Here is a 23,807-nt window from a genome sequence, read left to right as displayed (position 1 = left end):
TTCCTGTGTTGGATAATCGTCATGATCAAGTGCTCGAAATTCGTGTCTGTTGCACTTACGCTTGTGTTGTTTGCCGCTGGCGGTACGGCTTTGGCTGATCCAGGCAATGGCAAGGGGCAAGGCAACGATAAAGGCAATGGCCACGGCGGGCAGGGGCATGACAAGCCCAAAGGCAAAGGTGCAGCAGGCAGTCACGGCCCCAGCGTCGACCGTGGCAGCGTGCTGAATGTGTTGGGCGGTTATCGCGACTACTGGAGCCCAGGGCCTGCCTTGCCGCCTGGTATCCAGAAGAACCTGGCACGCGGCAAGCCGCTGCCGCCGGGCATTGCCAAGAAACTGGACGGGCGTTTGTTGGGCCGTTTGCCCCATTACGATGGGTACGAGTGGCAGCAGGCGGGTACCGACTTGATACTGGTGGCCATCGCGACGGGCATCATCTACGAAGTCCTCAATGGCGCCCTCGATTGAGCTGACGTTGTCACCAGCATGGTTCTCGACGCCGCCGTGTTCTTGCCGGCGTCGGTGGCGTTTACAAGCCGCCAGGTGATCCGTAGATTGCATTGCGCCGATTATTCGTTTCAGCCCACTAGGAAACCCCGCAGTGTCCATCCGAGGTTCAGCCGTATTTGCCCGCCCTTACCGCGCCTTTCTGTTCGATATGGATGGGACTTTGCTCAATTCGATTGCCGCCGCCGAGCGGGTATGGAGTATCTGGGCTGAACGCCATGGGTTGGAGGTGGCGACGTTTCTGACCACCATCCATGGCGCCCGGGCAATCGACACCATCACGCGCCAGGCTTTGCCCGGCGTCGACCCAGAGGTTGAAGCACAGTGGATTACCGAGGCTGAAATCAATGACGTGGAAGGCGTCGTTGCGATTGCCGGTGCTGTCGAGTTTCTGAACCGCTTGCCCGGTGATCAGTGGGCGCTGGTCACCTCTGCACCCAGGGAGCTGGCGTTGCGTCGACTGCAAGCGGCGGGCATTGCACCGCCAGCGGTGCTGGTCACGGCTGAAGACGTGGCTATCGGTAAGCCTGACCCTGCCTGTTATGCGCTCGGTGCGCAGCGCCTGGGGGTGTCGGTGCAGGACTGCCTGGTGTTTGAGGATGCGACGGTGGGTATTCGTGCGGGGGAGGCGGCTGGAGCGGATGTGATGGTCGTGACCTCGACGCACCTCAAGCCCATGGCGACGGAGCATCCTTCGATCGATGGGTATGAACAGCTGCAGGTGCAACGCAGCGCCGATGGCTTGTTGTACTTGGCGCGCGCGAGGGGCTGACGCAGCAAGGCCGAGACGGCTAACGGCCTCGGTCTGCTTCGCGGGTGGCTGGATCAGGCGGCGCCTGCATTCGATCACTGCGCATGCCTTGGCGTGACAGCACCATCTCCCTGAGAATCTCGTTGGCGAGCCGGGCAATCGCTTCGGCACCGCGATAATGCGCGCGCACGATTCCGGTGATTGCGAAGTGATCGGTTTCCGGACCGCTGAGCACGGCCGAGAGGGTGCCGTCGGCGTGCAGCGTACAGGTGACCGTGTAGCTGGGCAGGCGGGCTGCCAATTCAGATTCGATTTGGGTTTTAGTGAGCGTGTCCATCTGTACCGGCACCTTTTACTGACTGTGCAAACACACCCAAGAATAGGTCCTGCTGCGAGGCTGTAAATACCAGCGATCTGATAGTGAATTACGGGGACGTCAGTGTGCGGTTTTGCGCACGATTCGCTGGCACAACTTGCGCTGCACGGCCATCTGGATAGGCTTGAGACAGAACATGAACAGGTATCCAGACAGCAGCAATACCAGGTCCAGCCGCGAACGAGGGGCCTGGGCGCCTTCTATTTCAAGCTTCAGGCCATATTCCAAACCGACAAAGACCAGCCCTGTCAGCAGGGCGATCATCCAGGATCTGGAGAAAAATGGCTGGGTATTGCCTGGCAGCATCGACGTGCTCCCAATTGCACACTGATGGCGAGATATCAGTCAGGGGATTCGGTTGCAGAGGGTGTAATAAGTTCCAGGCGTGAAGATAGTTTCATCTTGATTCATGGATGAGCATGCGGCAAAAAACGGTTCGCGCAACAAAGACAAAAGCAGTCCGAGGAGGTTTTCGCCAGCCGTTACAGTGAACGAAAGGGCTGGCTACTGAGGGCGCTTCAAGGCGTCTGGTTTTTGTCCGGAGCGGTCAGGCCGGCCTGGATGCGCTGGTAAATCTCCTCGCGATGCACGGCAACATCCTTGGGGGCGTTGATGCCGATTCGTACTTGCTGGCCGCTGACGCCCAGGATGGTGATCGTAATGTCATCACCGATGTTTATGCTTTCACCGACTTTGCGGGTGAGTATAAGCATGGACTTCTCCTTGATTACTTTTAAGGACACATGTTTCAGACAGGGCAGGTGTCGTATGTGTGTAGCTTACTGCTAAGCGCGTCCCTGTGACTGCCTCTTTTAGGACGCATAGAGGCGACATTAATTCCCATGGCGGCATCATACAGGTCTGGGATACATCATTCGCATTGTTTAAGCCAACGTTTATGACGGCCAGAATAGACAGTGAATGATAAAGTCGCTTCTTTATCCGTTGAAGGAGCAGGGCAGTGCGTAAAGTAACGATGGCAATTGCGGTGTTGGCCTTGGCCGGTTGCGGTGAAGGCAAAAGCGTCGATGCTCCCAATGCCAAGCCTGCCGTGACCGAAAGCCAGCCACAAACCGGCGCGATTGCCGCCCAGGAATGGGACCTGCGCGTTGGCCCGCCAGACCATAAGTTGCAGGCAATCACGGACCTGACCGCCTGGTTGCTCGAACACGGGTTCAGTTTTTATATCGTGAAGGTCGACGGCAAGGACGAAGTGCTGCTGGGGCCATTTGCAACCAGGGCCGAGGCCGAAGCCAAGCAGACACTGCTCAACGAGAAGATGGCACGGGCCAAGAAAACCGACACGGTGTCCGAGATCATCGAGCACAAGGCCGCGCAGTAACAGCTGGTTGGGCGGCAGGGCCGCCCATGTTCAACCGCAGGCTTTCAGGTTAACCGGGCCGACAAACTCATTGCCGCGGCCCATCACGCACGCCACCGTCTGGTTACGCTGGCGCTCCCAGGCTTGTACCGGATAGGTCTTGTTCCAAGCTTCGTACAGCTGGCGATCCTGTTTTGACAGGCGCAAGCCGTACTGCTTGCTCATGTAAAAATAAGTGCGTGCGATCATCCCGCGAATGGACGGGCGCGGCATGACCTTCTTGGCCTTGAAATCCACCTGGGTCAGGCATGAACCGTACTGCCCGCTTTGCACCGGCAGCCAGCCAAAACTGAAGTTACTTCGATCTCCATTGACCTCGCCGATGCTCGGCACCAGGTTGTGCAAATCCGCTTCGGCGCGCTTGAACACGTCGTCATTGCGCGTGCAGTTCTTGCGTCCACCGTTCTGCCAGCACTGGCGCTGATGTCCGATCTGCCAGGCCGGAACAATGTGCTCCCACTCGATGCGCGCGGCACGGTTGGCGTTTTTGCGTGGGATGTAGCCGCAGGCTTTCAAGTCAACGCGGTTGCCGGTGTATTTGCAGCCGCAATAGAACTCGGTGGATTGTGGCGAGTAGAGCTTCCAGGCGATTTTTTTGGCTTCGCTGAAGGTTCGGGGTGCCTGTGCATGGGCAGTGACAGCAAAAAGCAGGCAGCACAGAGCAATAAAACGGGCACTCATTGAATCAATCTTCCTTCGGCACAACCCAGAAAATCTGCACGCCGCCGTCATCCCGATAGGCGAGGGTAACGTTGTCGTTCTCCGCGATTTCCTCCAGCAAGCGCTGCCACTCGTCTTCTGGCTCGTCCGGCAAGCGGAAGATCAAGGCTGCCTTGGCTTTTTGGGCGCTGGTGGAGTTGATGATCTTTTGCACACGAATGGCCAGGCGTTCGTAGGCATCAGGTGGGGTTAATGCTGCTGAGGAGGGCTTTGCCACGGAGTGTTCCTTAGTAAGCTGTACGTGCATACAGTATTTAACTGTAGGCAATTTCGCAACTGCTTAAAATCTAATAAGTTCGTCTTACGGCGGTTTAGGTGATTTGGTGTAGGGCGGGGAGGTGTTGGTTGCGGGATTTACACATGAAGTAGAGGCGGGTAAACCCGCCTCTACAGAGATGTCATCAGGAATCAATATTCCCAGAACATCCGCTGCAGTTCTTTGCTGTCCTGGGTCTTGGTCAGTGCGACCATCGCCAGAATCCGGGCTTTCTGCGGGTTCAGGTCAAGAGCGGCGACCCAGTCGTACTTGTCGTCCGGCTGTTCGGCATTACGCAGCACCATGCCCCCGGCATTCACGTGGGAAGAACGGATGATCTGCACACCTTGCTTGCGCAACTCCACCAGCGCAGGGACCACTTTGGACGACACCGAACCATTGCCGGTGCCGGCGTGGATGATGGCTTTGGCGCCAGCCTGGGCCAGTGCCTTGTAGGCGGTGTCGCTCACGTTGCCGTAGCCGTAGGCGATTTCAACATCGGGCAAGCTCTTGATGTTCTTGATGTCGAATTCCGAGTCCATGGTGTGACGCTTGGCCGGCAGGCGGAACCAGTAGGACTTGCCTTCAACGACCATCCCCAGCGGCCCCCATGGGCTCTTGAAGGCTTCGGTCTTGATATTGATCATTTTGCTGACGTCGCGACCCGATTGGATCTCGTCATTCATAGTCACCAGTACGCCTTTGCCGCGTGCGTCCTTGCTGCCGGCCACGGCTACCGCGTTGTACAGGTTGAGCATGCCGTCAGCCGACATGGCGGTGCCTGGGCGCATGGAGCCGACCACCACGATAGGCTTGTCGGTTTTTTCCACCAGGTTCAGGAAGTAGGCGGTCTCTTCCAGGGTGTCGGTACCGTGGGTGATCACGATGCCGTCCACGTCCTTGCTGTCGGCCAGTTCGGCGACGCGGCGACCCAGTTGCAGCAAGTTTTCGTTGTTGATGCTTTCGGACGCAATTTGCATCACTTGCTCGCCACGCACATTGGCGATCTGGCTAAGCTCAGGAACACCGGCAATCAATTGCTCGATACCGACTTTGGCGGCCTGGTACGTCGCACTGTTGGCGGCGCTGGCGCCCGCGCCGGCAATGGTACCGCCGGTGGCGAGGATGACCACGTTGGACAATTTGGTCTTGGATTCAACGTCCTTTGCCTGGGCGGCAACGGGGAACAGCAGCAGAAGGGCCAACGCCCCCGGAACAAAGTTCTTCAATGCAGATTTCATTATTTTTCTCTCTGGTTTTTGATGAGTGCTGTAGCAGGTTCATCTAGAACACCTGGGCAGTGCTGAATGCCGCCAGGCGCTGTGTAGGAGCAGGATCTGTACCATGCTGAATATGTTTGCGTATATAAATTAAACTGTTGATATGTATTGGTTTTTATCTGTTTTGTGATGGTTTTTCGGTCACTGGATGTCCGGCTTTCCGAACAACCTGGGGTGTGGCGTTCGGTTGTCCGAAAGTTATGACGAAAGAATCCTGTGTCTTGCGCCAAAACCTGTCGTTTCAGAGAACGACCGAACGCGGCAGATGTTTAAGAACGGCTCTCGGAGGACGCGAGAGCCGGGGCTAGAGGCCTTGCATGAAAGGCCATATTCTAGCGTTGACAAATCTCGACAAGGTTCTCATAGTTTGGTTAACGCAAACGTTTGCGAGATGTTTCATGGGGCTCTCACTGAGTCTCCTGTCAGCTCGTATCAGCCCCCCGGGTGGGAGGGCGCCCGAAGCACACTTCGGTGCAAGCGTTGCCCACAATAATCATAAGATCGGAGTGAACCCATGAAGCTGCCATTCGCTGGACGTCTTCTTGCTGTCGCTGTGCTTGCTGCCGCATCCGCCGCCTTACCTTTCTCCTCTGCATTCGCTGATGACGCTGCCGCCAAACCCAAGGTCGGCCTGGTGATGAAATCCCTCGCCAACGAATTTTTCGTGACCATGCAGGACGGTGCCAAGGCGTACCAGAAAGACCATGCCGCCGATTTCGACATGATCACCAACGGCATCAAGGACGAAACCGATACCAGCGCGCAAATCGGTATCGTCAAGCAGATGATCCTGGCCAAGGTCAATGCCATCGTTATCGCGCCCGCTGATTCCAAGGCACTGGTAAAAGTGCTGGAGGATGCCTCTAAAGCCGGGATCAAGATCGTCAACATCGATAACCGCCTGGATCCGGGCGTGCTGAAAAGCAAAAACCTCGATATTCCCTTTGTCGGTCCCGACAACCGCAAAGGCGCCAAACTGGTGGGCGACTACCTGGCCAAGCAACTGGCTGCCGGCGACAAGGTCGGCATCATCGAAGGTGTACCGACCACCACCAACGCCCAGCAGCGCACCGCGGGCTTCAAGGATGCGATGGACGCTGCCGGTATGAAGATCGTTTCCACCCAATCCGGCAACTGGGAAATTGACCAGGGCCAGAAAGTGGCCTCGGCCATGCTGAGCGAACACCCGGACCTCAAGGCGTTGCTGGCCGGTAACGACAACATGGCCCTGGGCGCCGTCTCCGCCGTACGTGCAGCAGGCAAGGCCGGTAAGGTCCTGGTGGTGGGTTATGACAACATCGACGCCATCAAGCCGATGCTGCAGGACGGTCGTGTGCTGGCGACCGCCGACCAGGCGGCGGCGCAGCAAGCGGTGTTCGGTATCCAGAACGCCCTCAAGCTGGTCAAGGGTGAGAAAGTCGATGCCAAGGACGGCATGATCGAAACCCCGGTCGAACTCGTCCTCAAGAAGTAATCCTGGCAGCACCCAACAGCGTCCGTCCGCCCTGGGCGGACGCCTGGAGATTTTCCTATGTCATCTTCCGCCCCGAACGCTGTCCTCTCGGTCAGCGGTATCGGTAAGACCTATGCCCAACCGGTTCTGTCCGACATCACCCTCACGCTTAACCGTGGTGAAGTGCTGGCGTTGACCGGTGAAAACGGCGCGGGCAAAAGTACCTTGTCGAAGATTGTCGGCGGGCTGGTCACGCCGACTACTGGGCACATGCAATTCAAGGGGCAGGATTACCGTCCGGCCAGCCGCACCCAGGCTGAATCGTTGGGCGTGCGCATGGTCATGCAGGAACTCAATCTGCTTCCGACGCTGACCGTGGCCGAAAACCTGTTCCTGGATAACCTGCCGAGCCATTGTGGCTGGATCAGCCGCAAGCAATTGCGCAAAGCCGCGATCGAGGCCATGGCCCAGGTCGGTCTCGACGCCATCGATCCGGACACCCTGGTCGGCAGCCTCGGCATCGGCCATCAGCAGATGGTCGAGATCGCCCGCAACCTGATCGGTGACTGCCATGTGCTGATCCTCGATGAGCCCACCGCGATGCTCACGGCCCGCGAAGTCGAGATGCTGTTTGAGCAAATCACCCGCCTGCAGGCTCGGGGCGTGGCGATCATTTATATTTCGCATCGGCTCGAAGAGTTGGCCCGTGTCGCCCAGCGCATTGCGGTATTGCGCGACGGCAAGCTGGTCTGTGTCGAGCCGATGGCCAATTACAACAGCGAACAACTGGTCACCTTGATGGTCGGCCGGGAGCTGGGTGAACACATCGACCTGGGGCCGCGCAGCATCGGCGGCCCGGCCCTGACCGTAAAGGGCCTGACGCGCTCGGACAAGGTCCGCGATGTATCGTTTGAAGTGCGTGCCGGTGAGATCTATGGCATCTCCGGCCTGATCGGCGCCGGTCGTACAGAGTTACTACGCCTTATCTTCGGTGCCGACCTGGCCGACAGCGGCACTGTGGCCCTGGGTTCGCCGGCCCAGGTGGTGAGTATCCGCTCGCCAGTGGATGCAGTCAGTCATGGTATTGCTCTGATTACCGAGGATCGCAAGGGCGAAGGGCTGCTGCTGACCCAGTCGATCAGTGCGAATATCGCGCTGGGCAACATGCCGGAAATTTCCGGCGCCGGGGTGGTGAATACGCGAGATGAGACGGCATTGGCCAAGCGCCAGATCGACGCCATGCGGATCCGCAGCTCCAGCCCGGCGCAATTGGTGTCCGAACTGTCCGGTGGTAACCAACAGAAAGTGGTGATCGGCCGCTGGCTGGAGCGCGACTGCTCGGTGATGCTGTTCGACGAGCCTACTCGCGGCATCGACGTCGGTGCCAAGTTCGACATTTATGCCTTGCTGGGTGAATTGACTCGCCAGGGCAAGGCGCTGGTGGTGGTATCCAGTGACCTGCGTGAGCTCATGCTGATCTGTGACCGCATCGGCGTGCTGTCCGCCGGGCGCTTGATCGAGACCTTCGAGCGCGACAGCTGGACCCAGGACGAATTGCTCGCTGCCGCCTTTGCCGGCTATCAGAAACGTGATGCGCTGCTCAACGACGCAGTGCTTAGGGATACCCCATGAAACTAACAACTTCCCCCGGTAAAACCGGCGGCAACTTCTACGGCCTGGGCACCTACCTGGGGCTGGCCGGTGCATTGCTGGCGATGATCGCGCTGTTTTCGGTGCTCAGTGATCACTTCCTGTCCTATGACACGTTCAGCACTCTGGCTAACCAGATTCCTGACCTGATGGTGCTGGCTGTGGGCATGACCTTCATCCTGATCATCGGCGGTATCGACCTGTCGGTGGGCTCGGTGCTGGCGTTGGCGGCATCGGCCGTCAGCGTGGCGATTCTCGGTTGGGGCTGGAGTGTCTTACCGGCTGCCTTGCTCGGCATGGGTTGCGCCGCGTTGGCCGGCACTATCACCGGTTCGATCACGGTGGCCTGGCGCATACCATCGTTTATCGTGTCCCTCGGTGTGTTGGAAATGGCCCGTGGCGTGGCGTACCAGATGACCGGTTCGCGTACGGCTTACATCGGCGATTCGTTTGCCTGGCTCTCCAACCCGATCGCCTTCGGCATTTCGCCGTCGTTTATCATCGCTTTGCTGGTGATCATTGCTGCCCAACTGGTATTGACCCGCACCGTATTCGGTCGTTACCTGATCGGTATCGGCACCAACGAAGAAGCTGTACGCCTGGCCGGGATCAATCCCAAGCCGTACAAGATTCTGGTGTTCAGTCTCATGGGCCTGCTGGCCGGTGTGGCGGCGTTGTTCCAGATTTCGCGCCTGGAAGCGGCAGACCCGAATGCCGGTTCGGGCCTGGAACTGCAAGTGATCGCCGCAGTGGTGATCGGCGGCACCAGCCTCATGGGCGGACGTGGCTCGGTGATCAGCACCTTCTTCGGCGTGCTGATTATTTCGGTATTGGCCGCCGGCCTGGCGCAGATCGGTGCCACGGAGCCCACCAAGCGCATCATCACCGGTGCCGTGATCGTGATCGCTGTGGTCCTGGATACTTACCGCAGCCGCCGCGCCAGTCGGCGAGGCTGAACCATGGCAACGATCAAGGATGTGGCCGCGATTGCTGGTATTTCCTACACCACCGTGTCCCATGTGGTGAACAAGACGCGCCCGGTGAGCGAGCCGGTACGGATCAAGGTTGAAGCGGCGATCAAGCAGCTCGACTACGTGCCCAGCGCCGTCGCGCGTTCGCTCAAGGCTAAGACCACGGCCACCATAGGATTGCTGGTGCCCAACAGCCTCAACCCGTATTTTGCCGAGCTGGCCCGGGGGATCGAGGACTACTGTGAGCGTAATGGCTACTGCGTGATTCTCTGCAACTCCGACGACAACGCAGAAAAACAGCGCAGCTATTTGCGGGTGTTGCTGGAGAAGCGTGTCGACGGCTTGATCGTGACCTCGGTAGGCGGTGATGACAGCGGCCTCGCCGCAGGCTTGAGCGCGGTGCGCACGCCCATGGTGATTGTCGACCGGGCGCTGGACGGTATAGATGTCGACTTGGTGCGCATCGACCATGAGCACGGCGCCTACCTGGCGACCCGGCACTTGCTTGAGCTGGGGCATCGGGATATCGCCTGCATCGGTGGCCCGGCCCATACTCGCGTCGCGCAAATGCGCCTGGCGGGGTACCACCGCGCGCTCCGTGAAGCGGGAGTGGAAGTGGCGGCCAATCGCACCCTGGAGAGCGACTTCACCAGCACCGGCGGTTATGCTGCTGCCGTGCAACTGCTGGCGGAAAACCCGCCCAGCGCGATTTTTGCCAGCAACGACATGATCGGTTTCGGCGTGTTGCGTGCTGCGGCGGAGCGCAATATCCGCGTGCCCGGTGAACTGTCGGTGATCGGTTTCGATGACATTCAAATGGGCCGCTACGTGTACCCGGCGCTGACCACGGTCGGGCAGTCGATCCTGCAACTGGGTGAGACGGCGGCCGAGCTTTTACTGCGACGAATTGCAACACCCCAACTGCTGATCGATCAACGCATCGTGACGCCGAGCATCGTATTGCGCGAGTCCACGGCGCCAGTCGCCAGCGTATTCGCCCAATACCGCTGAATCGAATTGATGAGTACTGATGTATGCCAGCAAAAGTAGTGGTAATAGGCAGCTTGAACATGGACCTGGTCACCCGCGCGAGTCGGCTGCCCCGTGCCGGTGAGACCCTGATCGGCCAGACGTTTTCCACGGTGCCTGGCGGCAAGGGCGCCAACCAGGCCGTGGCATCGGCGCGACTGGGGGCCGATGTGGCAATGATCGGTTGTGTCGGTAGCGATGCCTATGGCACTGAGCTGCGTGGCGCCTTGCTGGTGGAAGGTATCGATTGCCAGGCGGTGAGCACCGTGGACGGTTCCAGTGGCGTCGCCTTGATTGTGGTGGACGACAGCAGCCAGAACGCGATTGTGATTGTTGCCGGCAGCAACGGCGAGCTGACCCCCGTCTCACTGCAGGCGTCTGATGCGGTGTTGCAGGCCGCCGATGTGATTATCTGTCAGCTTGAAGTGCCGATGGATACCGTGGGCTACACCCTCAAGCGCGGTCGTGAACTGGGCAAGACCGTGATCCTCAACCCCGCGCCGGCCAGCGGCCCGTTGCCCGCTGACTGGTACGCCTCGGTCGACTACCTGATTCCCAACGAAAGTGAAGCCAGCGCACTGAGCGGCGTGACAGTCGACTCCCTCGACAGTGCAAAGGTCGCGGCGACTCGGTTGATCCAGGCGGGAGCTGGCAAGGTCATTATTACCCTGGGTGCCCAAGGTGTGTTGTTTGCCGATGGCCAGGGCTTTGAGCACTTGGTGGCGCCCAAGGTCAAGGCGGTGGATACCACGGCTGCCGGCGATACCTTTGTCGGTGGTTTTGCCGCAGCACTGGCCAGTGGCAAAAGTGAGGCCGAGGCCATCCGTTTCGGCCAGGTCGCGGCAGCATTGTCAGTCACCCGTGCCGGTGCCCAACCCTCCATTCCTACGCTGCATGACGTTCAAGGTTTTGTACCTTTATGAAAAAGACCCCTCTGCTCAATATCGCCTTGTCGCGGTTGATCGCATCCCTGGGCCATGGCGACATCCTGGTGATCGGTGACGCCGGCCTGCCAGTGCCGCCGGGGGTTGAGTTGATTGACCTGGCGCTGACCCAGGGCATTCCCGACTTCATCAGTACCTTGCGTATCGTGCTCAGTGAAATGCAGGTGGAAAGCCACGTACTGGCGGAAGAAATCCTGCTCAAGCAGCCTCCCGCGCTGACTGAGCTGAACGCGTTGACTGAACAGGCCGCCCTCGGCGAGCGACGTCTGCTCAGCCATGAACAATTCAAGCAACTGAGCCGTAACGCGCGCGCTGTCGTGCGTACCGGCGAGTGCCAGCCTTACTGCAATATCGCGCTGGTGTCCGGCGTAACCTTCTAGAGTGTCCCAACGACAAGGAGTGTTTTATGCAACGTGGTCTCCCAACCCTGAGAAATCTGTTTCGGAGTGTCCTGCTTTTGTCCGCACTCACTGCTGCCAGCGCCCAAGCGGCGGAAAAAATCGACTTGATCATCGACACCGACCCAGGCGCCGACGATGTGGTGGCCTTGCTCTTTGCCATGGCTTCCCCGGACGAATTGAACATTCGTGCGCTGACTACCGTCGCCGGCAACGTGCGCCTGGACAAGACCTCGCGTAACGCGCGCCTGGCCCGCGAGTGGGCCGGGCGCGAGGAAATCCCGGTGTACGCCGGCGCACCCAAGCCGCTGTTGCGCACACCGATCTATGCCGAGAACATCCATGGCAAAGAAGGTATTTCCGGCGTCACCGTCCATGAGCCCAAAAAGGGCCTGGCTGAAGGCAGCGCCGTTGATTACCTGATCACGACCCTCCGTGCGGCGAAGCCTCACAGCATCACCATTGCCATGCTCGGCCCGCAGACCAACCTGGCGCTGGCATTGACTCAGGACCCGGAAATCACCCAAGGCATCAAGGAAGTGGTGGTGATGGGTGGTGCGCACTTCAACGGCGGCAATATCACCCCGGTTGCCGAGTTCAACCTGTTCGCCGATCCGATTGCAGCCGAGATTGTGCTCAAGAGTGGCGTCAAGCTGACTTACCTGCCGCTGGACGTGACCCACAAGGTGCTGACCAGTGAGGCGCGCTTGAAAAAGATCGCCGACATCAACAACAACGCGAGCAAGGTTGTCGGCGATATTCTGAATGAGTACGTCAAGGGCGATATGGAGCACTACGGCATCCCGGGCGGACCGGTACATGACGCCACTGTTATCGCTTACTTGCTCAAGCCGTCTTTGTTCACGGGGCGTCAGGCCAATATGGTGGTGGACAGTCGCGAAGGCCCGACCTTCGGCCAGACCATCGTTGATTGGTACGACGGCCTGAAGCAGACAAAGAATGTGTTTTGGGTTGAGAACGGCGACGCCCAGGGCTTCTTCGATCTGCTCACCGAGCGCCTTGCACGCTTGAAGTAACCCGGTCGACGTTCGTCAGCTGGTTCTCATTCCCGCTCGGGGTCTTGTGCCCCCATGTGGTCGGCCGGGTATTTTTCGAATACCTGGCCGATGAATGCTTGCGCCGCCTGGGTGCCGAGTTCCTTGACCAGCAGGTCGATACCGATGATTGCCAGTTCCTCCGGGCTTCCTGGGCTGTAGGAACTTTGCCCTTGGGGCCACTTGGCTTTGATGTCGGCTTGGAGCGTTACGGTGGTCATGGAAGTCTCACGGGTTGAAATACTGGGCAGTGCGCTGGAACGCGGCTCTAACGGGCGCAGTTAATCATTTTGCGCGGGGTTTGGCACTGCTACTTAGGCATGAAGCAGGCGCTGTGCGACACTGTCCCCCTGTTTAATTGCCGGGGGACCCCGCGTGCAGATCGATTTGAGTAACCCCGAGAACCTGACCCTGGCCGCCGTGCGCCAACTGATCGCCAGTGCCAGTGATGACGAACATACCCAGTTGCGTGTGACCAAGGCTGGGATTGCCTACATATCTTCGGGGGTGGTGGGAGGCACTGATATCGACGGCCTGCTGTTTCGCCTGGAGACCTGGGCCAAGGGCTCCGGTTATGTCGGCAACGTCGCAGCCAGCGACGAGGTCTGGGTCACACAGATTTTTAATGCGCTGAAGCAAAACTGGCCGAAGCCGCCATTTGATTACATCGACATCTACTGATTACGTTCATATTTGGTCACGATTGATCGGGCGAATGCTTGCTGATAGTCGGGCAGACTTGCCTATCGGCGGTTTACGTTTTGAAACCTATCATCCAGACCGCTGTCGCAAGATCTCTGTTCATTTTTCAATAGGAGGCTTCATGCCTTGGAAGCTCGCATCATTCGGTACTTTGTTGGCAGCACTCGCGTTGGCGGGTTGCAGCACCCCGGGTGCCTCTGAGCCAGCCAAAGACGCCGCCGTGACCGATGCCGGTCATAGCCGCTGTGAGTCGAAGGCCGCCGAATTCAGCATTGGCCAGAAAGCCTCGCCGCAGTTGCTGGAGCAGGCCCGTACCCGCGCTGGCGCGCAGAACGCACGGATTCTCAAGCCCAACGATATGATCACGCTGGAATACCGCTCCGACCGCTTGAACCTGAATACCGATGACAATCTGGTGGTCACGCGCGTTAATTGCGGCTGATCGTTTCCAGGCTTTTGCAACGCCCATAAAAAACCCCGTCACATGGACGGGGTTTTTTTAGCTCAGCGGAGAATTACTCGCCGCGAACCTGTGCAGCTTGCATACCCTTTTGGCCTTTCTCAGCCACGAAGGAGACGGTTTGGCCTTCTTTCAGGCTTTTGAAACCGTCGCTTTCGATAGCTTTGAAGTGTACGAACAGGTCGTCACCGCCACCTTGAGGAGTGATGAAGCCGAAGCCTTTTTCATCGTTGAACCATTTAACGGTGCCGGTTTGGCGATTAGACATGGTGTATCTCCAAGAAACATATATTTTCAGTAGTGCTGTGCTGCTCAGGCCAACTGGGCACACTGGGCTATCATAGTCGAAATGTTCGGCTTGGGAGCCCCCCCAAGGCATTGTTTGCTAATCAATAGCGTTGCGTTTGGTGCTTGTGTCGGCTGAAAGCCCCGATTTACGGGGCTTCGGCACGAAATATAAGCTGGTAAAAAAAGCCGTAAAAGCTGCGTAATTTGTGAGAAATGGCAGTTTTCGGGCTGTTTTTCCGGCAAAACGGACGTCTGATCAGGGCCCGATCTTACTTTTTCTTCACGACTTTGCAGGACGAAATAGCCGCGACCGCTTTGTTTTTAAGCTCCGGGCTGGCGTTCTGGTTGGTCATGAGTTCCTTGATTTCTGCTGTGCTCAATTCGGCGTTGATCTTGTCAGCGCCACATTCGCAATGGGCCTTGGCAGTTTTGGCATCAACGTTCTGGCTGGCAGCTGCGCTGCAGTCGCTGACGAAGCTGTCGCGGGCGCCCGCTGGCCAATTGGACGGGGCGGCGGCCTGCGCGCCGAGGGAAAGGAGGCTCAGGGTAGCGGCGAGAGCGAGGGTAGAGGTGAAACGCATCATGGGATGCTCCTTTGGGTCGAGGACGAACGGCGATTCTCAGTGGGTTTGAGGCATGGCGTACAGCCCAAGTTCACTTTTGCAGCTATAAAGGCTGGAATTTGTCTTTAACATCAGGTGTGCCCGGCGCGATGACCGTTCATCTGTGCTAGCATCTTCCGCTTGGCTAATTCCGGGTGCGCCATTTGCCGCCTTGCCATGTTTCTTTTTAGCTCACTCCAGTCACTGTGGTTCGATTATCGGTTGGCCGAAAGGCTCCTGCCGCTGTAAGGCAGGCGTTCATCACTGAACGGCCTGGTGTTGGATCTTGTACTGGCTCATCCCAACCCACGTGACCTTTGGTAGGGGTCACCACTAGGAGAGGAGGCGCCATGCCAACTATTACTCTTCCCGACGGCAGTCAACGTTCATTCGATCATTCGGTTTCCGTAGCCGAGGTCGCCGCCTCCATTGGTGCCGGCCTGGCCAAGGCCACCGTGGCCGGCAAGGTCGATGGCAAGCTGGTTGACGCCAGCGACCTGATCACCTCCGATGCCAGCCTGCAAATCATCACGCCCAAGGATCAAGAGGGGCTGGAGATCATTCGCCACTCTTGCGCGCACCTGATTGGCCATGCGGTCAAGCAGCTGTACCCAACTGCGAAAATGGTGATCGGCCCGGTCATCGACGAAGGTTTTTACTACGACATCGCCTACGAGCGTCCTTTCACTCCGGACGATCTGGCCGCCATCGAACAGCGCATGCACGCACTGATCGAAAAAGATTACGACGTCATCAAGAAAGTCACCCCGCGTGCCGAGGTGATCGACGTGTTCACCGCGCGTGGCGAGGACTACAAGCTGCGTCTGGTGGAAGACATGCCGGACGAACAGGCAATGGGCCTGTACTACCACGAAGAATACGTCGACATGTGCCGTGGTCCGCACGTGCCGAACACGCGCTTCCTCAAATCGTTCAAGCTGACCAAATTGTCTGGTGCCTACTGGCGCGGCGATGCGAAGAACGAGCAGTTGCAACGGATCTACGGCACCGCCTGGGCTGACAAGAAGCAGCTGGCCGCCTATATCCAGCGCATTGAAGAAGCCGAAAAGCGCGATCACCGCAAGATCGGCAAGCGTCTTAACCTGTTCCACCTCCAGGAAGAAGCGCCGGGCATGGTGTTCTGGCACCCGAACGGCTGGACCCTGTACCAGGTGCTTGAGCAGTACATGCGCAAGGTTCAGCGCGACAACGGTTACCTGGAGATCAAGACCCCGCAGGTCGTTGATCGCAGCCTGTGGGAGAAGTCCGGGCACTGGGCCAACTACGCCGACAACATGTTCACTACACAATCGGAAAACCGCGACTACGCCATCAAGCCGATGAACTGCCCTTGCCACGTGCAGGTGTTCAATCAAGGCCTGAAGAGCTACCGCGAGTTGCCGATGCGCCTGGCCGAGTTCGGCGCCTGCCACCGTAACGAGCCATCGGGTGCGCTGCACGGCATCATGCGTGTGCGCGGCTTCACCCAGGACGACGCCCACATCTTCTGTACCGAAGAGCAGATGCAGGCCGAATCCGCCGCGTTCATCAAGCTGACCATGGACGTTTATCGCGATTTCGGCTTTACCGAAGTCGAGATGAAGCTGTCCACTCGTCCGGAAAAACGCGTCGGTTCCGACGAACTGTGGGACCGCGCTGAAGCGGCACTGGCCGCAGCGCTAGACAGTGCGGGCCTTGCGTACGACCTGCAGCCGGGCGAGGGTGCCTTCTACGGTCCGAAGATCGAGTTCTCGTTGAAAGATTGCCTTGGCCGTGTCTGGCAATGTGGTACCTTGCAGCTCGATTTTAACCTGCCGATCCGTTTGGGAGCCGAATACGTCTCCGAAGACAACAGCCGTAAACACCCGGTTATGCTGCACCGGGCGATCCTCGGTTCGTTCGAACGGTTCGTCGGGATCCTGATCGAGCACTACGAGGGTGCGTTCCCTGCGTGGCTGGCTCCGACTCAGGCAGTGATCATGAATATCACTGATAAACAGGCAGATTTTGCTGCTGAAGTTGAAAAAACTCTCAACGAAAGCGGATTTCGTGCCAAGTCCGACTTGAGAAATGAAAAGATCGGCTTTAAAATCCGCGAGCATACTTTGCTCAAGGTTCCCTATCTTTTGGTTATCGGAGATCGGGAAGTCGAGATGCAGACTGTCGCTGTGCGTACTCGTGAAGGTGCTGACCTGGGCTCGATGCCCGTCGCCCAGTTCGCTGAGTTCCTCGCGCAAGCGGTTTCCCGGCGTGGTCGCCCAGATTCGGAGTAATTATTATTAAGCGTGAAATGAGACAAGATAAACGAGCTGCACCGAAAGCCCCGATCAACGAGAATATCTCGGCACGCGAGGTTCGGTTAATTGGCGCTGACGGCGAGCAGATTGGCATCGTCTCGATTGATGAAGCGCTTCGTATTGCAGAAGAGTCCAAGTTGGACCTGGTGGAAATTTCCGCCGATGCAATCCCACCCGTTTGCCGGGTGATGGACTACGGCAAGTCGATCTTCGAAAAGAAGAAGCAGGTTGCCGCGGCGAAGAAGAACCAGAAGCAGATTCAAGTAAAAGAAATCAAGTTTCGTCCAGGGACGGAGGAAGGGGATTACCAGGTAAAACTGCGCAACCTGGTACGTTTCCTGAGTGATGGGGACAGGGCCAAGGTATCCTTGCGATTCCGCGGCCGTGAGATGGCCCACCAGGAGCTGGGGATGGAACTCCTCAAGCGGGTTGAAGCTGACCTGCTCGAGTACGGTTCGGTCGAACAGCATCCTAAGATGGAAGGACGCCAGCTGATCATGGTCATCGCCCCGAAAAAGAAGAAGTAATCAACAGGGCACGGCAGGCCTTCTGATTATGTTTATCAACTGAATGCGGAGTATCCGAACATGCCAAAGATGAAGACTAAAAGTGGTGCTGCTAAGCGGTTTCTGAAAACTGCTAACGGTATCAAGCACAAGCACGCTTTCAAGAGCCACATCCTGACCAAAATGTCGACCAAGCGTAAGCGTCAACTGCGCGGTAGCAGCTTGCTGCATCCGTCTGACGTGGCAAAAGTCGAGCGCATGCTGCGCCTTCGTTAATTTTGGATCAAGAATAGAGGAAGTAACTCATGGCTCGTGTAAAGCGTGGCGTCATTGCCCGTAAACGTCACAAAAAAATTCTGAAACTCGCTAAAGGCTACTACGGCGCGCGTTCACGCGTATTCCGTGTTGCCAAGCAAGCGGTAATCAAGGCAGGCCAATACGCCTACCGCGACCGTCGTCAGAAAAAACGTCAGTTCCGCGCTCTGTGGATCGCTCGTATCAACGCTGGTGCACGTGTTAACGGTCTGTCCTACAGCCGTTTCATCGCTGGCCTGAAAAAAGCGTCCATCGAAATCGACCGTAAGGTTCTGGCTGAACTGGCTGTGAACGAAAAAGCGGTGTTTGCTGCGATTGTCGAGAAAGCTAAAGCCACCTTGGCTTAAGTACCCCCGACAGTCACCCTGGGCTGCTCCTGTAGCCCAAGGTGGTAAACGTCATAAATAGGGGAAGAGCCTTCAAGCTCTTCCCCTATTTTGTATCTGGAGTCTGTACATGGAAAACCTGGACGCGCTCGTCGCTCAAGCTCTTGAGGCTGTGCAAAGCGCTGAAGATATCAATGCCCTGGAGCAAATCCGGGTTCACTACCTTGGCAAAAAGGGTGAATTGACTCAGGTGATGAAGACCCTGGGGAATTTGCCGGCTGAAGAGCGCCCGCAAGTCGGTGCGCTGATCAACGTCGCCAAGGAGCGTGTCACAGAGGTGCTCAATGCGCGCAAGGCGTCGCTCGAGGAGGCCGATCTTGCGGCCAAGCTCGCCGCCGAGTCCATTGATGTGACCTTGCCTGGCCGTGGCCAGGCCTCGGGCGGCCTGCATCCGATCACCCGGACTCTGGAACGTATCGAGCAGTTCTTCACCCACATCGGCTACGGCATTGCCGAAGGCCCTGAGGTCGAAGACGATTATCACAACTTCGAGGCGCTCAACATCCCAGGCCATCACCCGGCCCGGTCGATGCACGACACCTTCTATTTCAACGCAAACATGCTGTTGCGCACGCATACCTCTCCGGTACAGGTCCGCACCATGGAAGCGAACAAGCCGCCGATCCGCATTGTCTGCCCAGGCCGTGTGTACCGCAGCGACTCCGATATCACCCACTCGCCGATGTTCCATCAGGTCGAAGGCCTGCTGATTGATCGCGACATCAACTTCGCCGACCTCAAGGGCACCATCGAAGAGTTCCTGCGGGTGTTCTTCGAGAAAGAGTTGGCGGTGCGTTTCCGTCCATCGTTCTTCCCGTTCACCGAGCCGTCCGCAGAAGTCGACATGGAATGCGTGATGTGCAGCGGTAAAGGCTGCCGCGTCTGCAAACAGACTGGCTGGCTGGAAGTGATGGGCTGCGGCATGGTTCACCCCAACGTGCTGCGCATGTCCGGGATCGATCCGGAAGAGTTCTCGGGCTTTGCCTTCGGCATGGGCGTTGAGCGTCTGGCCATGCTGCGTTACGGCGTGAACGACTTGCGTCTGTTCTTCGACAACGACTTGCGGTTCCTCGCGCAATTTCGCTAGTCGTAACGAATCTTTAGGAGAGCAGGATGAAATTCAGTGAACAATGGCTGCGTGGCTGGGTAAGCCCGCAGGTAGACCGCGATGCGCTGGTTGCGCGTCTGTCGATGGCCGGTCTTGAGGTCGATAGCGTTACGCCGGCCGCCGGTGTTTTCAGTGGCGTGGTCGTGGGTGAGGTGTTGAGCACCGAGCAACACCCCGATGCCGACAAATTACGTGTGTGCCAGGTCAGCAATGGCGCGCAAACGTTCCAGGTCGTGTGCGGAGCGCCTAACGTGCGCCCGGGCCTGAAGATCCCGTTCGCCATGATCGGCGCCGAACTGCCGGGCGACTTCAAGATCAAGAAGGCCAAGCTGCGTGGGGTCGAGTCCAACGGCATGCTGTGCTCCCAGGCGGAGTTGCAAGTAGGCGAGGGCAACGATGGCCTGATGGAGCTGCCGGGCGATGCGCCAGTGGGGCAGGACATTCGCGTCTATCTGGAACTGGAAGACGCCAGCATCGAGGTCGACCTGACTCCGAACCGCGGCGATTGCTTGTCCCTGGCTGGCCTGGCCCGTGAAGTAGGTGCGCTGTACAACGCTCCAGTGACTCGTCCAGTGGTTGCTGCAGTGGCTGCGGTGCACGATGAAGTGCGTCCGATCGAAGTGCTGGCGCCAAACGCCTGCCCACGTTACCTGGGGCGCGTGATCCGCAACGTTGACCTGTCCAAGCCAACCCCGCTGTGGATGGTTGAGCGCCTGCGTCGTGCCGACGTGCGCAGCATCGACGCTGCCGTCGATATCACCAACTACGTGATGCTTGAACTGGGCCAACCGCTGCATGCTTTCGATCTCGCTGAAATCAATGGCGGCATCCGCGTGCGTATGGCCGAAGAAGGCGAGAAGCTGGTTCTGCTCGACGGCCAGGAAGTCAGCCTGCGCGCCGACACCCTGGTGATCGCTGACCACTCCCGCGCCCTGGCGATTGCCGGTGTGATGGGAGGCGAGCACAGCGGTGTGTCTGCGACTACGCGCGATGTATTTCTTGAAAGCGCCTTCTTCGACCAGATTGCCATCGCTGGCAAGGCCCGCTCCTACGGCTTGCACACTGATGCTTCGCACCGCTATGAGCGTGGTGTGGACTGGAAGCTCGCCCGTGAAGCCATGGAGCGTGCCACTGGCCTGCTGCTGGAAATCACCGGTGGCGAAGCCGGCCCGATCACTGAAACCGTCAGCGAGCAGTATCTGCCGTCTGTTGCGCCGATCACCCTGCGCGCCAAAAGCGTCGAACAAATGCTCGGCCTGGTCATCGCTCCGGCTGAAATCGAGCAATTGTTGTCGGCCCTCGGGTTGAACATTTCTGCGGGTGGGGAAGGGCAGTGGCATGTTGAAGTGCCAAGCCATCGCTTCGATATCAGCCTGGAAGTTGATCTGATCGAAGAACTGGCTCGCCTGTACGGCTACAACCGCTTGCCGGTTCGTTACCCGCAAGCGCGCCTGGCACCGCAACCCAAGGCAGAAGCGCGTGCGCATTTGCCTGAGCTGCGCCGTCTGCTGGTTGCCCGTGGCTATCAGGAAGCGGTGACCTACAGCTTCATCGATCCCAAGCAGTTCGAGCTGTTCAACCCGGGCGTCGAACCGCTGCTGCTGGCCAACCCGATCTCCAACGACATGGCCGCCATGCGTTCGTCCCTGTGGCCAGGCCTGGTGAAAGCCCTTTCCCATAACCTGAACCGTCAGCAAGACCGCGTGCGCATGTTCGAAAGCGGCCTGCGGTTTGTCGGTCAACTCGACGGCCTGAAGCAAGAGCCAATGCTGGCCGGTGTTGTTTGCGGCAGCCGCTTGCCGGAAGGCTGGGCGCAAGGCCGTGATGCCGTGGACTTCTTCGACGTTAAAGCTGACGTGGAAGCGGTACTGGGCTTTGCCGGTGCGCTGGACGACTTCAAATTTGTGCCAGGCAACCACCCGGCGTTGCACCCTGGCCAGACTGCGCGTATCGAACGTGACGGTCGCCTGGTGGGCTTCGTCGGCGCCATCCACCCAGAGCTGTCGAAAACCCTTGGGCTCGACCGCCCGGTCTTCGTCTTCGAGCTGGTCCTGGCCGAAGTGGCCTCGGGCAAGATGCCTAAATTCAGCGAGTTGTCGCGCTTCCCTGAAGTGCGTCGCGACCTGGCCCTGATCGCCGATCGTGAAGTCGCCGCCACTGCCGTTCTGGATGTAATCCGTGAAAATGCAGGGGAATGGCTGACAGACCTCAGGCTATTTGACGTCTATCAGGGTAAAGGCATTGATCCGCATAGAAAAAGCCTTGCAGTTGGCTTGACCTGGCAGCATCCATCGCGCACTCTTAATGACGATGAGGTGAATACCACGACACAAAATATCCTCACCTCGCTCGAACAAAGGTTGAACGCCACGTTAAGGAAGTGACGTATGGGGGCTTTGACGAAAGCTGAGATGGCGGAACGTCTGTACGAAGAGTTGGGTCTGAACAAGCGCGAGGCCAAGGAATTGGTCGAGCTGTTTTTTGAAGAGATCAGGCACGCTCTGGAAGACAACGAACAGGTCAAATTGTCCGGTTTCGGCAACTTTGACCTGCGGGACAAACGCCAGCGGCCTGGCCGCAATCCAAAAACGGGAGAAGAAATCCCGATCACGGCTCGCCGTGTGGTCACCTTTCGTCCAGGGCAGAAGTTGAAGGCCCGAGTTGAGGCTTATGCTGGAACCAAGTCATAACGACGAGCTACCCGTCATCCCAGGCAAACGCTACTTCACCATAGGTGAAGTCAGCGAGCTTTGTGCGGTAAAACCGCACGTATTGCGCTATTGGGAGCAGGAGTTTCCTCAACTCAACCCCGTCAAACGCACCGGGAACCGTCGGTATTATCAGCGCCAGGATGTGCTGATGATCCGACAGATCCGTGCATTGCTGTACGATCAGGGGTTCACCATCAGCGGCGCGCGCCAGCGTATGTCCGGTGATGAGGCCAAAGACGACACCACCCAGTACAAGCAACTGATCCGCCAGATGATCTCCGAACTGGAAGATGTGCTGGTGGTTTTGAAAAAATGATTCAGGCTTTTAAAATACTTCCACATTTCAAAAGCTTGCGGTATATTCCTGATCGCTTCGTTACGAAGCGAATCCAGTAACACGCCTAGTCGGGGCGTAGCGCAGTCCGGTAGCGCACTAGCATGGGGTGCTAGGGGTCGAGTGTTCGAATCACTCCGTCCCGACCATATAATTCAAAGGGTTGCGAGATTTTATCTCGCGACCCTTTTTTATTTTTGGTCGTTTTTACCCCCACAAAACCACCGGCTCTGGGTGGAATCCTCACGGCTTCCGCGTGGGCGGACGCAGGCTTTGGCGCTCACGCGTGGTCTCTTTACCAATGTTGTTTGGTCTTTCTCTTCAGGTCCTGACGTTTTTGAGTGTTTAAGACTATTTTCCTGCTTATTGAGAACTACATACAGGTCAACCATCAGCTTGTTTATCTCAGGTCGCTCGGGTCATCCTGCGTACCCGGTAGTTAAGCTTGGGCGGCACTGGGATCGTATAGCCGTCGGGGACTAGACTGCGTAAGTCATAGCCCATCATGAACAATCCAGCTTCAAAGGCGTGGCAGCGGTCTACCAGCTGAGGCTGCTTGGCGAATAGTTCGGACCCTTCTAGTACCGCGCGGATGATCCAACCTAATTGGAGCTGGCGCCGTGCCCAAAGGTGGCGACTGGTGGTGGAGAGTTGCGGTGTACCGTTGTAGCCAAGCTTTAAGTGTTTTGGGTTTCGAATCTGGTCGCCGATCCCTGGCCCCCAGGCGAAGTCCAGTGCCTGCGGCGCAGTGGTGCCGGTGCCTTCGCGGTACAGGCGGTAGAGCAGCGCGATGGCGGCACCGACCCGGCCGTCATAGATGGGAGAGCCAGTGGTGTCGAGCAGGGCATGGATCTTAGTCATGCCCGAGTCGAATCTTAGGATGTTCTGCTTGGTGAGGTGGTTGAGCTGCTGCTTGCGGTCCAGCGCGAGAAGCGCCTGGCACTGCTTTAGGTAATTCACCAAGTTCTTGTCGTGCATTTGCTCCTTGAGGAATCCGACGGCGCCATCGACATTTCCCCACGCTAGGATCGCTTCGCAGGCCCCATGCGTGGCGAACTCATCGCGGGCGCGAACCGCAAGGCGCAAGCGAATGCGCAGCCGGCGCAGCTCCGCCTTGACCGTCTCCCAGTTCCCGCCCCACTGGTATTCCGCCTGAACCGCTTCGATACCTTGAACCTTGCAGTCGATCGCTTTGCGCACGAACCTGCTGCGCGCGACCTTCAGATGCACTGGCAGAGTGGGGAGGTTTTCGATTAGCCACTCGATGAGGCCGAGCACGTCCGGTTGCTCGAGAAACTGCTTGCGATTCATTCCATGGTTCCTAGTC

30 protein-coding genes and 1 tRNA gene are annotated in these 23,807 nt (G+C 58.0%); 21 read left to right on the top strand and 10 right to left on the bottom strand.

The window, feature by feature from the left end:
• Positions 1-21 precede the first annotated feature (21 nt).
• Both M2397_RS17455 and M2397_RS17450 read left to right on the top strand, forming a co-directional pair.
• Positions 22-468: an anti-virulence regulator CigR family protein gene (locus M2397_RS17455; RefSeq protein ID WP_145336287.1), complete on the top strand. Its 447-nt coding sequence runs from the start codon at positions 22-24 to the stop codon at positions 466-468.
• Between the two features lie 133 nt (positions 469-601).
• Complete coding sequence (locus M2397_RS17450; RefSeq protein WP_131700528.1) at positions 602-1,279, top strand: HAD-IA family hydrolase; 678 nt, start codon at positions 602-604, stop codon at positions 1,277-1,279.
• A gap of 19 nt (positions 1,280-1,298) precedes the next feature.
• On the opposite strand, the gene M2397_RS17445 is transcribed toward M2397_RS17450, so the two are convergent.
• From M2397_RS17445 to csrA, 3 genes are all read right to left on the bottom strand, one after another.
• Positions 1,299-1,595, bottom strand: coding sequence for a hypothetical protein (locus M2397_RS17445; protein WP_131700529.1), 297 nt, complete (start codon positions 1,593-1,595; stop codon positions 1,299-1,301).
• A gap of 99 nt (positions 1,596-1,694) precedes the next feature.
• Positions 1,695-1,940, bottom strand: coding sequence for a hypothetical protein (locus tag M2397_RS17440; protein WP_259244145.1), 246 nt, complete (start codon positions 1,938-1,940; stop codon positions 1,695-1,697).
• A 212-nt stretch (positions 1,941-2,152) separates the two neighbouring features.
• Positions 2,153-2,347: a carbon storage regulator CsrA gene (csrA, locus tag M2397_RS17435; RefSeq protein ID WP_003192511.1), complete on the bottom strand. Its 195-nt coding sequence runs from the start codon at positions 2,345-2,347 to the stop codon at positions 2,153-2,155.
• Between the two features lie 263 nt (positions 2,348-2,610).
• On the opposite strand from csrA, the gene M2397_RS17430 reads away from it, so the two are divergent.
• On the top strand, positions 2,611-2,976 hold the full coding sequence (locus tag M2397_RS17430) for an SPOR domain-containing protein (protein WP_167656391.1): 366 nt from the start codon (positions 2,611-2,613) through the stop codon (positions 2,974-2,976).
• A gap of 30 nt (positions 2,977-3,006) precedes the next feature.
• Here the strand turns inward: M2397_RS17430 and M2397_RS17425 are convergent, their stop codons facing one another.
• The 3 genes from M2397_RS17425 to M2397_RS17415 all read right to left on the bottom strand — a co-directional run bounded on the left by M2397_RS17425 (position 3,007) and on the right by M2397_RS17415 (position 5,232).
• Entirely contained in the window at positions 3,007-3,696 is a 690-nt protein-coding gene (locus tag M2397_RS17425; protein WP_131700532.1) for an endonuclease, read from the bottom strand.
• 4 nt (positions 3,697-3,700) lie between these two features.
• The gene (locus tag M2397_RS17420) at positions 3,701-3,952 is read right to left on the bottom strand and encodes a DUF1654 domain-containing protein (RefSeq protein ID WP_178116737.1); all 252 of its coding nucleotides are present in this window, start codon (positions 3,950-3,952) and stop codon (positions 3,701-3,703) included.
• Between the two features lie 191 nt (positions 3,953-4,143).
• A complete protein-coding gene (locus M2397_RS17415) occupies positions 4,144-5,232 on the bottom strand; it encodes an asparaginase (protein WP_131700534.1) in 1,089 nt (362 codons plus the stop codon).
• Between the two features lie 553 nt (positions 5,233-5,785).
• Here M2397_RS17415 and M2397_RS17410 point away from each other — a divergent pair.
• Genes M2397_RS17410 through M2397_RS17380 form a run of 7 tightly spaced genes read left to right on the top strand, consistent with a single transcriptional unit; the run spans position 5,786 to position 12,753 of the window.
• Positions 5,786-6,745: a sugar ABC transporter substrate-binding protein gene (locus M2397_RS17410; protein ID WP_131700535.1), complete on the top strand. Its 960-nt coding sequence runs from the start codon at positions 5,786-5,788 to the stop codon at positions 6,743-6,745.
• Between the two features lie 57 nt (positions 6,746-6,802).
• On the top strand, positions 6,803-8,356 hold the full coding sequence (locus M2397_RS17405; protein ID WP_131700536.1) for a sugar ABC transporter ATP-binding protein: 1,554 nt from the start codon (positions 6,803-6,805) through the stop codon (positions 8,354-8,356).
• Positions 8,353-9,330 carry an ABC transporter permease gene (locus tag M2397_RS17400; protein WP_131700537.1) on the top strand — a complete coding sequence of 326 codons (978 nt, stop codon included), beginning with the start codon at positions 8,353-8,355 and terminating at the stop codon, positions 9,328-9,330. Before M2397_RS17405 ends, M2397_RS17400 begins: the two co-directional genes overlap by 4 nt.
• A 3-nt stretch (positions 9,331-9,333) precedes the next feature.
• Positions 9,334-10,356: a LacI family DNA-binding transcriptional regulator gene (locus M2397_RS17395; protein ID WP_131700538.1), complete on the top strand. Its 1,023-nt coding sequence runs from the start codon at positions 9,334-9,336 to the stop codon at positions 10,354-10,356.
• Positions 10,357-10,379: 23 nt separating this feature from the next.
• Entirely contained in the window at positions 10,380-11,297 is a 918-nt protein-coding gene (gene rbsK, locus M2397_RS17390) for a ribokinase (RefSeq protein WP_131700539.1), read from the top strand.
• On the top strand, positions 11,294-11,698 hold the full coding sequence (gene rbsD, locus M2397_RS17385; RefSeq protein WP_131700540.1) for a D-ribose pyranase: 405 nt from the start codon (positions 11,294-11,296) through the stop codon (positions 11,696-11,698). Before rbsK ends, rbsD begins: the two co-directional genes overlap by 4 nt.
• A gap of 26 nt (positions 11,699-11,724) precedes the next feature.
• Positions 11,725-12,753 carry a nucleoside hydrolase gene (locus tag M2397_RS17380; protein WP_259244144.1) on the top strand — a complete coding sequence of 343 codons (1,029 nt, stop codon included), beginning with the start codon at positions 11,725-11,727 and terminating at the stop codon, positions 12,751-12,753.
• 26 nt (positions 12,754-12,779) lie between these two features.
• Here M2397_RS17380 and M2397_RS17375 read toward each other — a convergent pair whose 3' ends face one another.
• Entirely contained in the window at positions 12,780-12,992 is a 213-nt protein-coding gene (locus M2397_RS17375; RefSeq protein ID WP_053128891.1) for a hypothetical protein, read from the bottom strand.
• A 154-nt stretch (positions 12,993-13,146) separates the two neighbouring features.
• Between M2397_RS17375 and M2397_RS17370 the strand changes: the two genes are divergently transcribed.
• Together M2397_RS17370 and M2397_RS17365 are read left to right on the top strand one after the other, a co-directional pair.
• Positions 13,147-13,452 (top strand): hypothetical protein, encoded by a 306-nt coding sequence (locus M2397_RS17370; RefSeq protein WP_131700542.1) that lies wholly within the window; start codon positions 13,147-13,149, stop codon positions 13,450-13,452.
• A 142-nt stretch (positions 13,453-13,594) separates the two neighbouring features.
• Positions 13,595-13,915: an I78 family peptidase inhibitor gene (locus tag M2397_RS17365; RefSeq protein ID WP_131700543.1), complete on the top strand. Its 321-nt coding sequence runs from the start codon at positions 13,595-13,597 to the stop codon at positions 13,913-13,915.
• 73 nt (positions 13,916-13,988) lie between these two features.
• On the opposite strand, the gene M2397_RS17360 is transcribed toward M2397_RS17365, so the two are convergent.
• Both M2397_RS17360 and M2397_RS17355 read right to left on the bottom strand, forming a co-directional pair.
• Positions 13,989-14,201 carry a cold-shock protein gene (locus tag M2397_RS17360; protein WP_003234260.1) on the bottom strand — a complete coding sequence of 71 codons (213 nt, stop codon included), beginning with the start codon at positions 14,199-14,201 and terminating at the stop codon, positions 13,989-13,991.
• Between the two features lie 289 nt (positions 14,202-14,490).
• Positions 14,491-14,805, bottom strand: a complete 315-nt coding sequence (locus tag M2397_RS17355; RefSeq protein ID WP_131700544.1) for a hypothetical protein — start codon at positions 14,803-14,805, stop codon at positions 14,491-14,493.
• Between the two features lie 368 nt (positions 14,806-15,173).
• Between M2397_RS17355 and thrS the strand changes: the two genes are divergently transcribed.
• The 9 genes from thrS to M2397_RS17310 all read left to right on the top strand — a co-directional run bounded on the left by thrS (position 15,174) and on the right by M2397_RS17310 (position 22,629).
• Positions 15,174-17,096 carry a threonine--tRNA ligase gene (gene thrS / locus M2397_RS17350; RefSeq protein WP_048719014.1) on the top strand — a complete coding sequence of 641 codons (1,923 nt, stop codon included), beginning with the start codon at positions 15,174-15,176 and terminating at the stop codon, positions 17,094-17,096.
• A complete protein-coding gene (infC, locus tag M2397_RS17345) occupies positions 17,096-17,647 on the top strand; it encodes a translation initiation factor IF-3 (RefSeq protein WP_015884933.1) in 552 nt (183 codons plus the stop codon). Before thrS ends, infC begins: the two co-directional genes overlap by 1 nt.
• A gap of 60 nt (positions 17,648-17,707) precedes the next feature.
• Positions 17,708-17,902 carry a 50S ribosomal protein L35 gene (rpmI, locus tag M2397_RS17340; RefSeq protein ID WP_002553160.1) on the top strand — a complete coding sequence of 65 codons (195 nt, stop codon included), beginning with the start codon at positions 17,708-17,710 and terminating at the stop codon, positions 17,900-17,902.
• Between the two features lie 29 nt (positions 17,903-17,931).
• Positions 17,932-18,288, top strand: coding sequence for a 50S ribosomal protein L20 (gene rplT, locus M2397_RS17335; protein WP_003174975.1), 357 nt, complete (start codon positions 17,932-17,934; stop codon positions 18,286-18,288).
• Positions 18,289-18,397: 109 nt separating this feature from the next.
• The gene (gene pheS, locus M2397_RS17330; RefSeq protein ID WP_131700545.1) at positions 18,398-19,414 is read left to right on the top strand and encodes a phenylalanine--tRNA ligase subunit alpha; all 1,017 of its coding nucleotides are present in this window, start codon (positions 18,398-18,400) and stop codon (positions 19,412-19,414) included.
• 26 nt (positions 19,415-19,440) lie between these two features.
• Positions 19,441-21,819: a phenylalanine--tRNA ligase subunit beta gene (pheT, locus tag M2397_RS17325; protein WP_131700546.1), complete on the top strand. Its 2,379-nt coding sequence runs from the start codon at positions 19,441-19,443 to the stop codon at positions 21,817-21,819.
• Between the two features lie 3 nt (positions 21,820-21,822).
• Positions 21,823-22,125: an integration host factor subunit alpha gene (gene ihfA, locus M2397_RS17320; RefSeq protein WP_002553164.1), complete on the top strand. Its 303-nt coding sequence runs from the start codon at positions 21,823-21,825 to the stop codon at positions 22,123-22,125.
• Positions 22,106-22,462 carry a MerR family transcriptional regulator gene (locus tag M2397_RS17315; RefSeq protein ID WP_003174972.1) on the top strand — a complete coding sequence of 119 codons (357 nt, stop codon included), beginning with the start codon at positions 22,106-22,108 and terminating at the stop codon, positions 22,460-22,462. The genes ihfA and M2397_RS17315 overlap by 20 nt, the downstream gene beginning before the upstream one ends.
• A 90-nt stretch (positions 22,463-22,552) precedes the next feature.
• Positions 22,553-22,629: transfer RNA gene (locus M2397_RS17310), tRNA-Pro, on the top strand.
• 256 nt (positions 22,630-22,885) lie between these two features.
• Here the strand turns inward: M2397_RS17310 and M2397_RS17305 are convergent.
• Complete coding sequence (locus M2397_RS17305; RefSeq protein WP_198818271.1) at positions 22,886-23,791, bottom strand: hypothetical protein; 906 nt, start codon at positions 23,789-23,791, stop codon at positions 22,886-22,888.
• Positions 23,792-23,807 lie beyond the last annotated feature (16 nt).

The sequence above is a fragment of the Pseudomonas sp. BIGb0381 genome (assembly GCF_024809815.1).
Lineage (GTDB): Bacteria > Pseudomonadota > Gammaproteobacteria > Pseudomonadales > Pseudomonadaceae > Aquipseudomonas.
The sequence above is the reverse complement of the archived record's forward strand: the minus strand, read 5'-3'. Positions and strand labels throughout refer to the sequence as shown.

Excerpts from the sequence above, each read along its gene's own strand:
- M2397_RS17455 (WP_145336287.1), top strand. The coding sequence starts at position 22 with ATGATCAAGTGCTCGAAATTCGTGTCTGTTGCACTTACGCTTGTGTTG.
- M2397_RS17445 (WP_131700529.1), bottom strand. The coding sequence starts at position 1,595 with ATGGACACGCTCACTAAAACCCAAATCGAATCTGAATTGGCAGCCCGC.
- M2397_RS17440 (WP_259244145.1), bottom strand. The coding sequence starts at position 1,940 with ATGCTGCCAGGCAATACCCAGCCATTTTTCTCCAGATCCTGGATGATC.
- csrA (WP_003192511.1), bottom strand. The coding sequence starts at position 2,347 with ATGCTTATACTCACCCGCAAAGTCGGTGAAAGCATAAACATCGGTGAT.
- M2397_RS17430 (WP_167656391.1), top strand. The coding sequence starts at position 2,611 with ATGGCAATTGCGGTGTTGGCCTTGGCCGGTTGCGGTGAAGGCAAAAGC.
- M2397_RS17425 (WP_131700532.1), bottom strand. The coding sequence starts at position 3,696 with ATGAGTGCCCGTTTTATTGCTCTGTGCTGCCTGCTTTTTGCTGTCACT.
- M2397_RS17415 (WP_131700534.1), bottom strand. The coding sequence starts at position 5,232 with ATGAAATCTGCATTGAAGAACTTTGTTCCGGGGGCGTTGGCCCTTCTG.
- M2397_RS17410 (WP_131700535.1), top strand. The coding sequence starts at position 5,786 with ATGAAGCTGCCATTCGCTGGACGTCTTCTTGCTGTCGCTGTGCTTGCT.
- M2397_RS17405 (WP_131700536.1), top strand. The coding sequence starts at position 6,803 with ATGTCATCTTCCGCCCCGAACGCTGTCCTCTCGGTCAGCGGTATCGGT.
- M2397_RS17400 (WP_131700537.1), top strand. The coding sequence starts at position 8,353 with ATGAAACTAACAACTTCCCCCGGTAAAACCGGCGGCAACTTCTACGGC.
- M2397_RS17395 (WP_131700538.1), top strand. The coding sequence starts at position 9,334 with ATGGCAACGATCAAGGATGTGGCCGCGATTGCTGGTATTTCCTACACC.
- rbsK (WP_131700539.1), top strand. The coding sequence starts at position 10,380 with ATGCCAGCAAAAGTAGTGGTAATAGGCAGCTTGAACATGGACCTGGTC.
- rbsD (WP_131700540.1), top strand. The coding sequence starts at position 11,294 with ATGAAAAAGACCCCTCTGCTCAATATCGCCTTGTCGCGGTTGATCGCA.
- M2397_RS17380 (WP_259244144.1), top strand. The coding sequence starts at position 11,725 with ATGCAACGTGGTCTCCCAACCCTGAGAAATCTGTTTCGGAGTGTCCTG.
- M2397_RS17375 (WP_053128891.1), bottom strand. The coding sequence starts at position 12,992 with ATGACCACCGTAACGCTCCAAGCCGACATCAAAGCCAAGTGGCCCCAA.
- M2397_RS17365 (WP_131700543.1), top strand. The coding sequence starts at position 13,595 with ATGCCTTGGAAGCTCGCATCATTCGGTACTTTGTTGGCAGCACTCGCG.
- M2397_RS17360 (WP_003234260.1), bottom strand. The coding sequence starts at position 14,201 with ATGTCTAATCGCCAAACCGGCACCGTTAAATGGTTCAACGATGAAAAA.
- M2397_RS17355 (WP_131700544.1), bottom strand. The coding sequence starts at position 14,805 with ATGATGCGTTTCACCTCTACCCTCGCTCTCGCCGCTACCCTGAGCCTC.
- thrS (WP_048719014.1), top strand. The coding sequence starts at position 15,174 with ATGCCAACTATTACTCTTCCCGACGGCAGTCAACGTTCATTCGATCAT.
- rpmI (WP_002553160.1), top strand. The coding sequence starts at position 17,708 with ATGCCAAAGATGAAGACTAAAAGTGGTGCTGCTAAGCGGTTTCTGAAA.
- rplT (WP_003174975.1), top strand. The coding sequence starts at position 17,932 with ATGGCTCGTGTAAAGCGTGGCGTCATTGCCCGTAAACGTCACAAAAAA.
- pheS (WP_131700545.1), top strand. The coding sequence starts at position 18,398 with ATGGAAAACCTGGACGCGCTCGTCGCTCAAGCTCTTGAGGCTGTGCAA.
- pheT (WP_131700546.1), top strand. The coding sequence starts at position 19,441 with ATGAAATTCAGTGAACAATGGCTGCGTGGCTGGGTAAGCCCGCAGGTA.
- ihfA (WP_002553164.1), top strand. The coding sequence starts at position 21,823 with ATGGGGGCTTTGACGAAAGCTGAGATGGCGGAACGTCTGTACGAAGAG.
- M2397_RS17315 (WP_003174972.1), top strand. The coding sequence starts at position 22,106 with ATGCTGGAACCAAGTCATAACGACGAGCTACCCGTCATCCCAGGCAAA.
- M2397_RS17305 (WP_198818271.1), bottom strand. The coding sequence starts at position 23,791 with ATGAATCGCAAGCAGTTTCTCGAGCAACCGGACGTGCTCGGCCTCATC.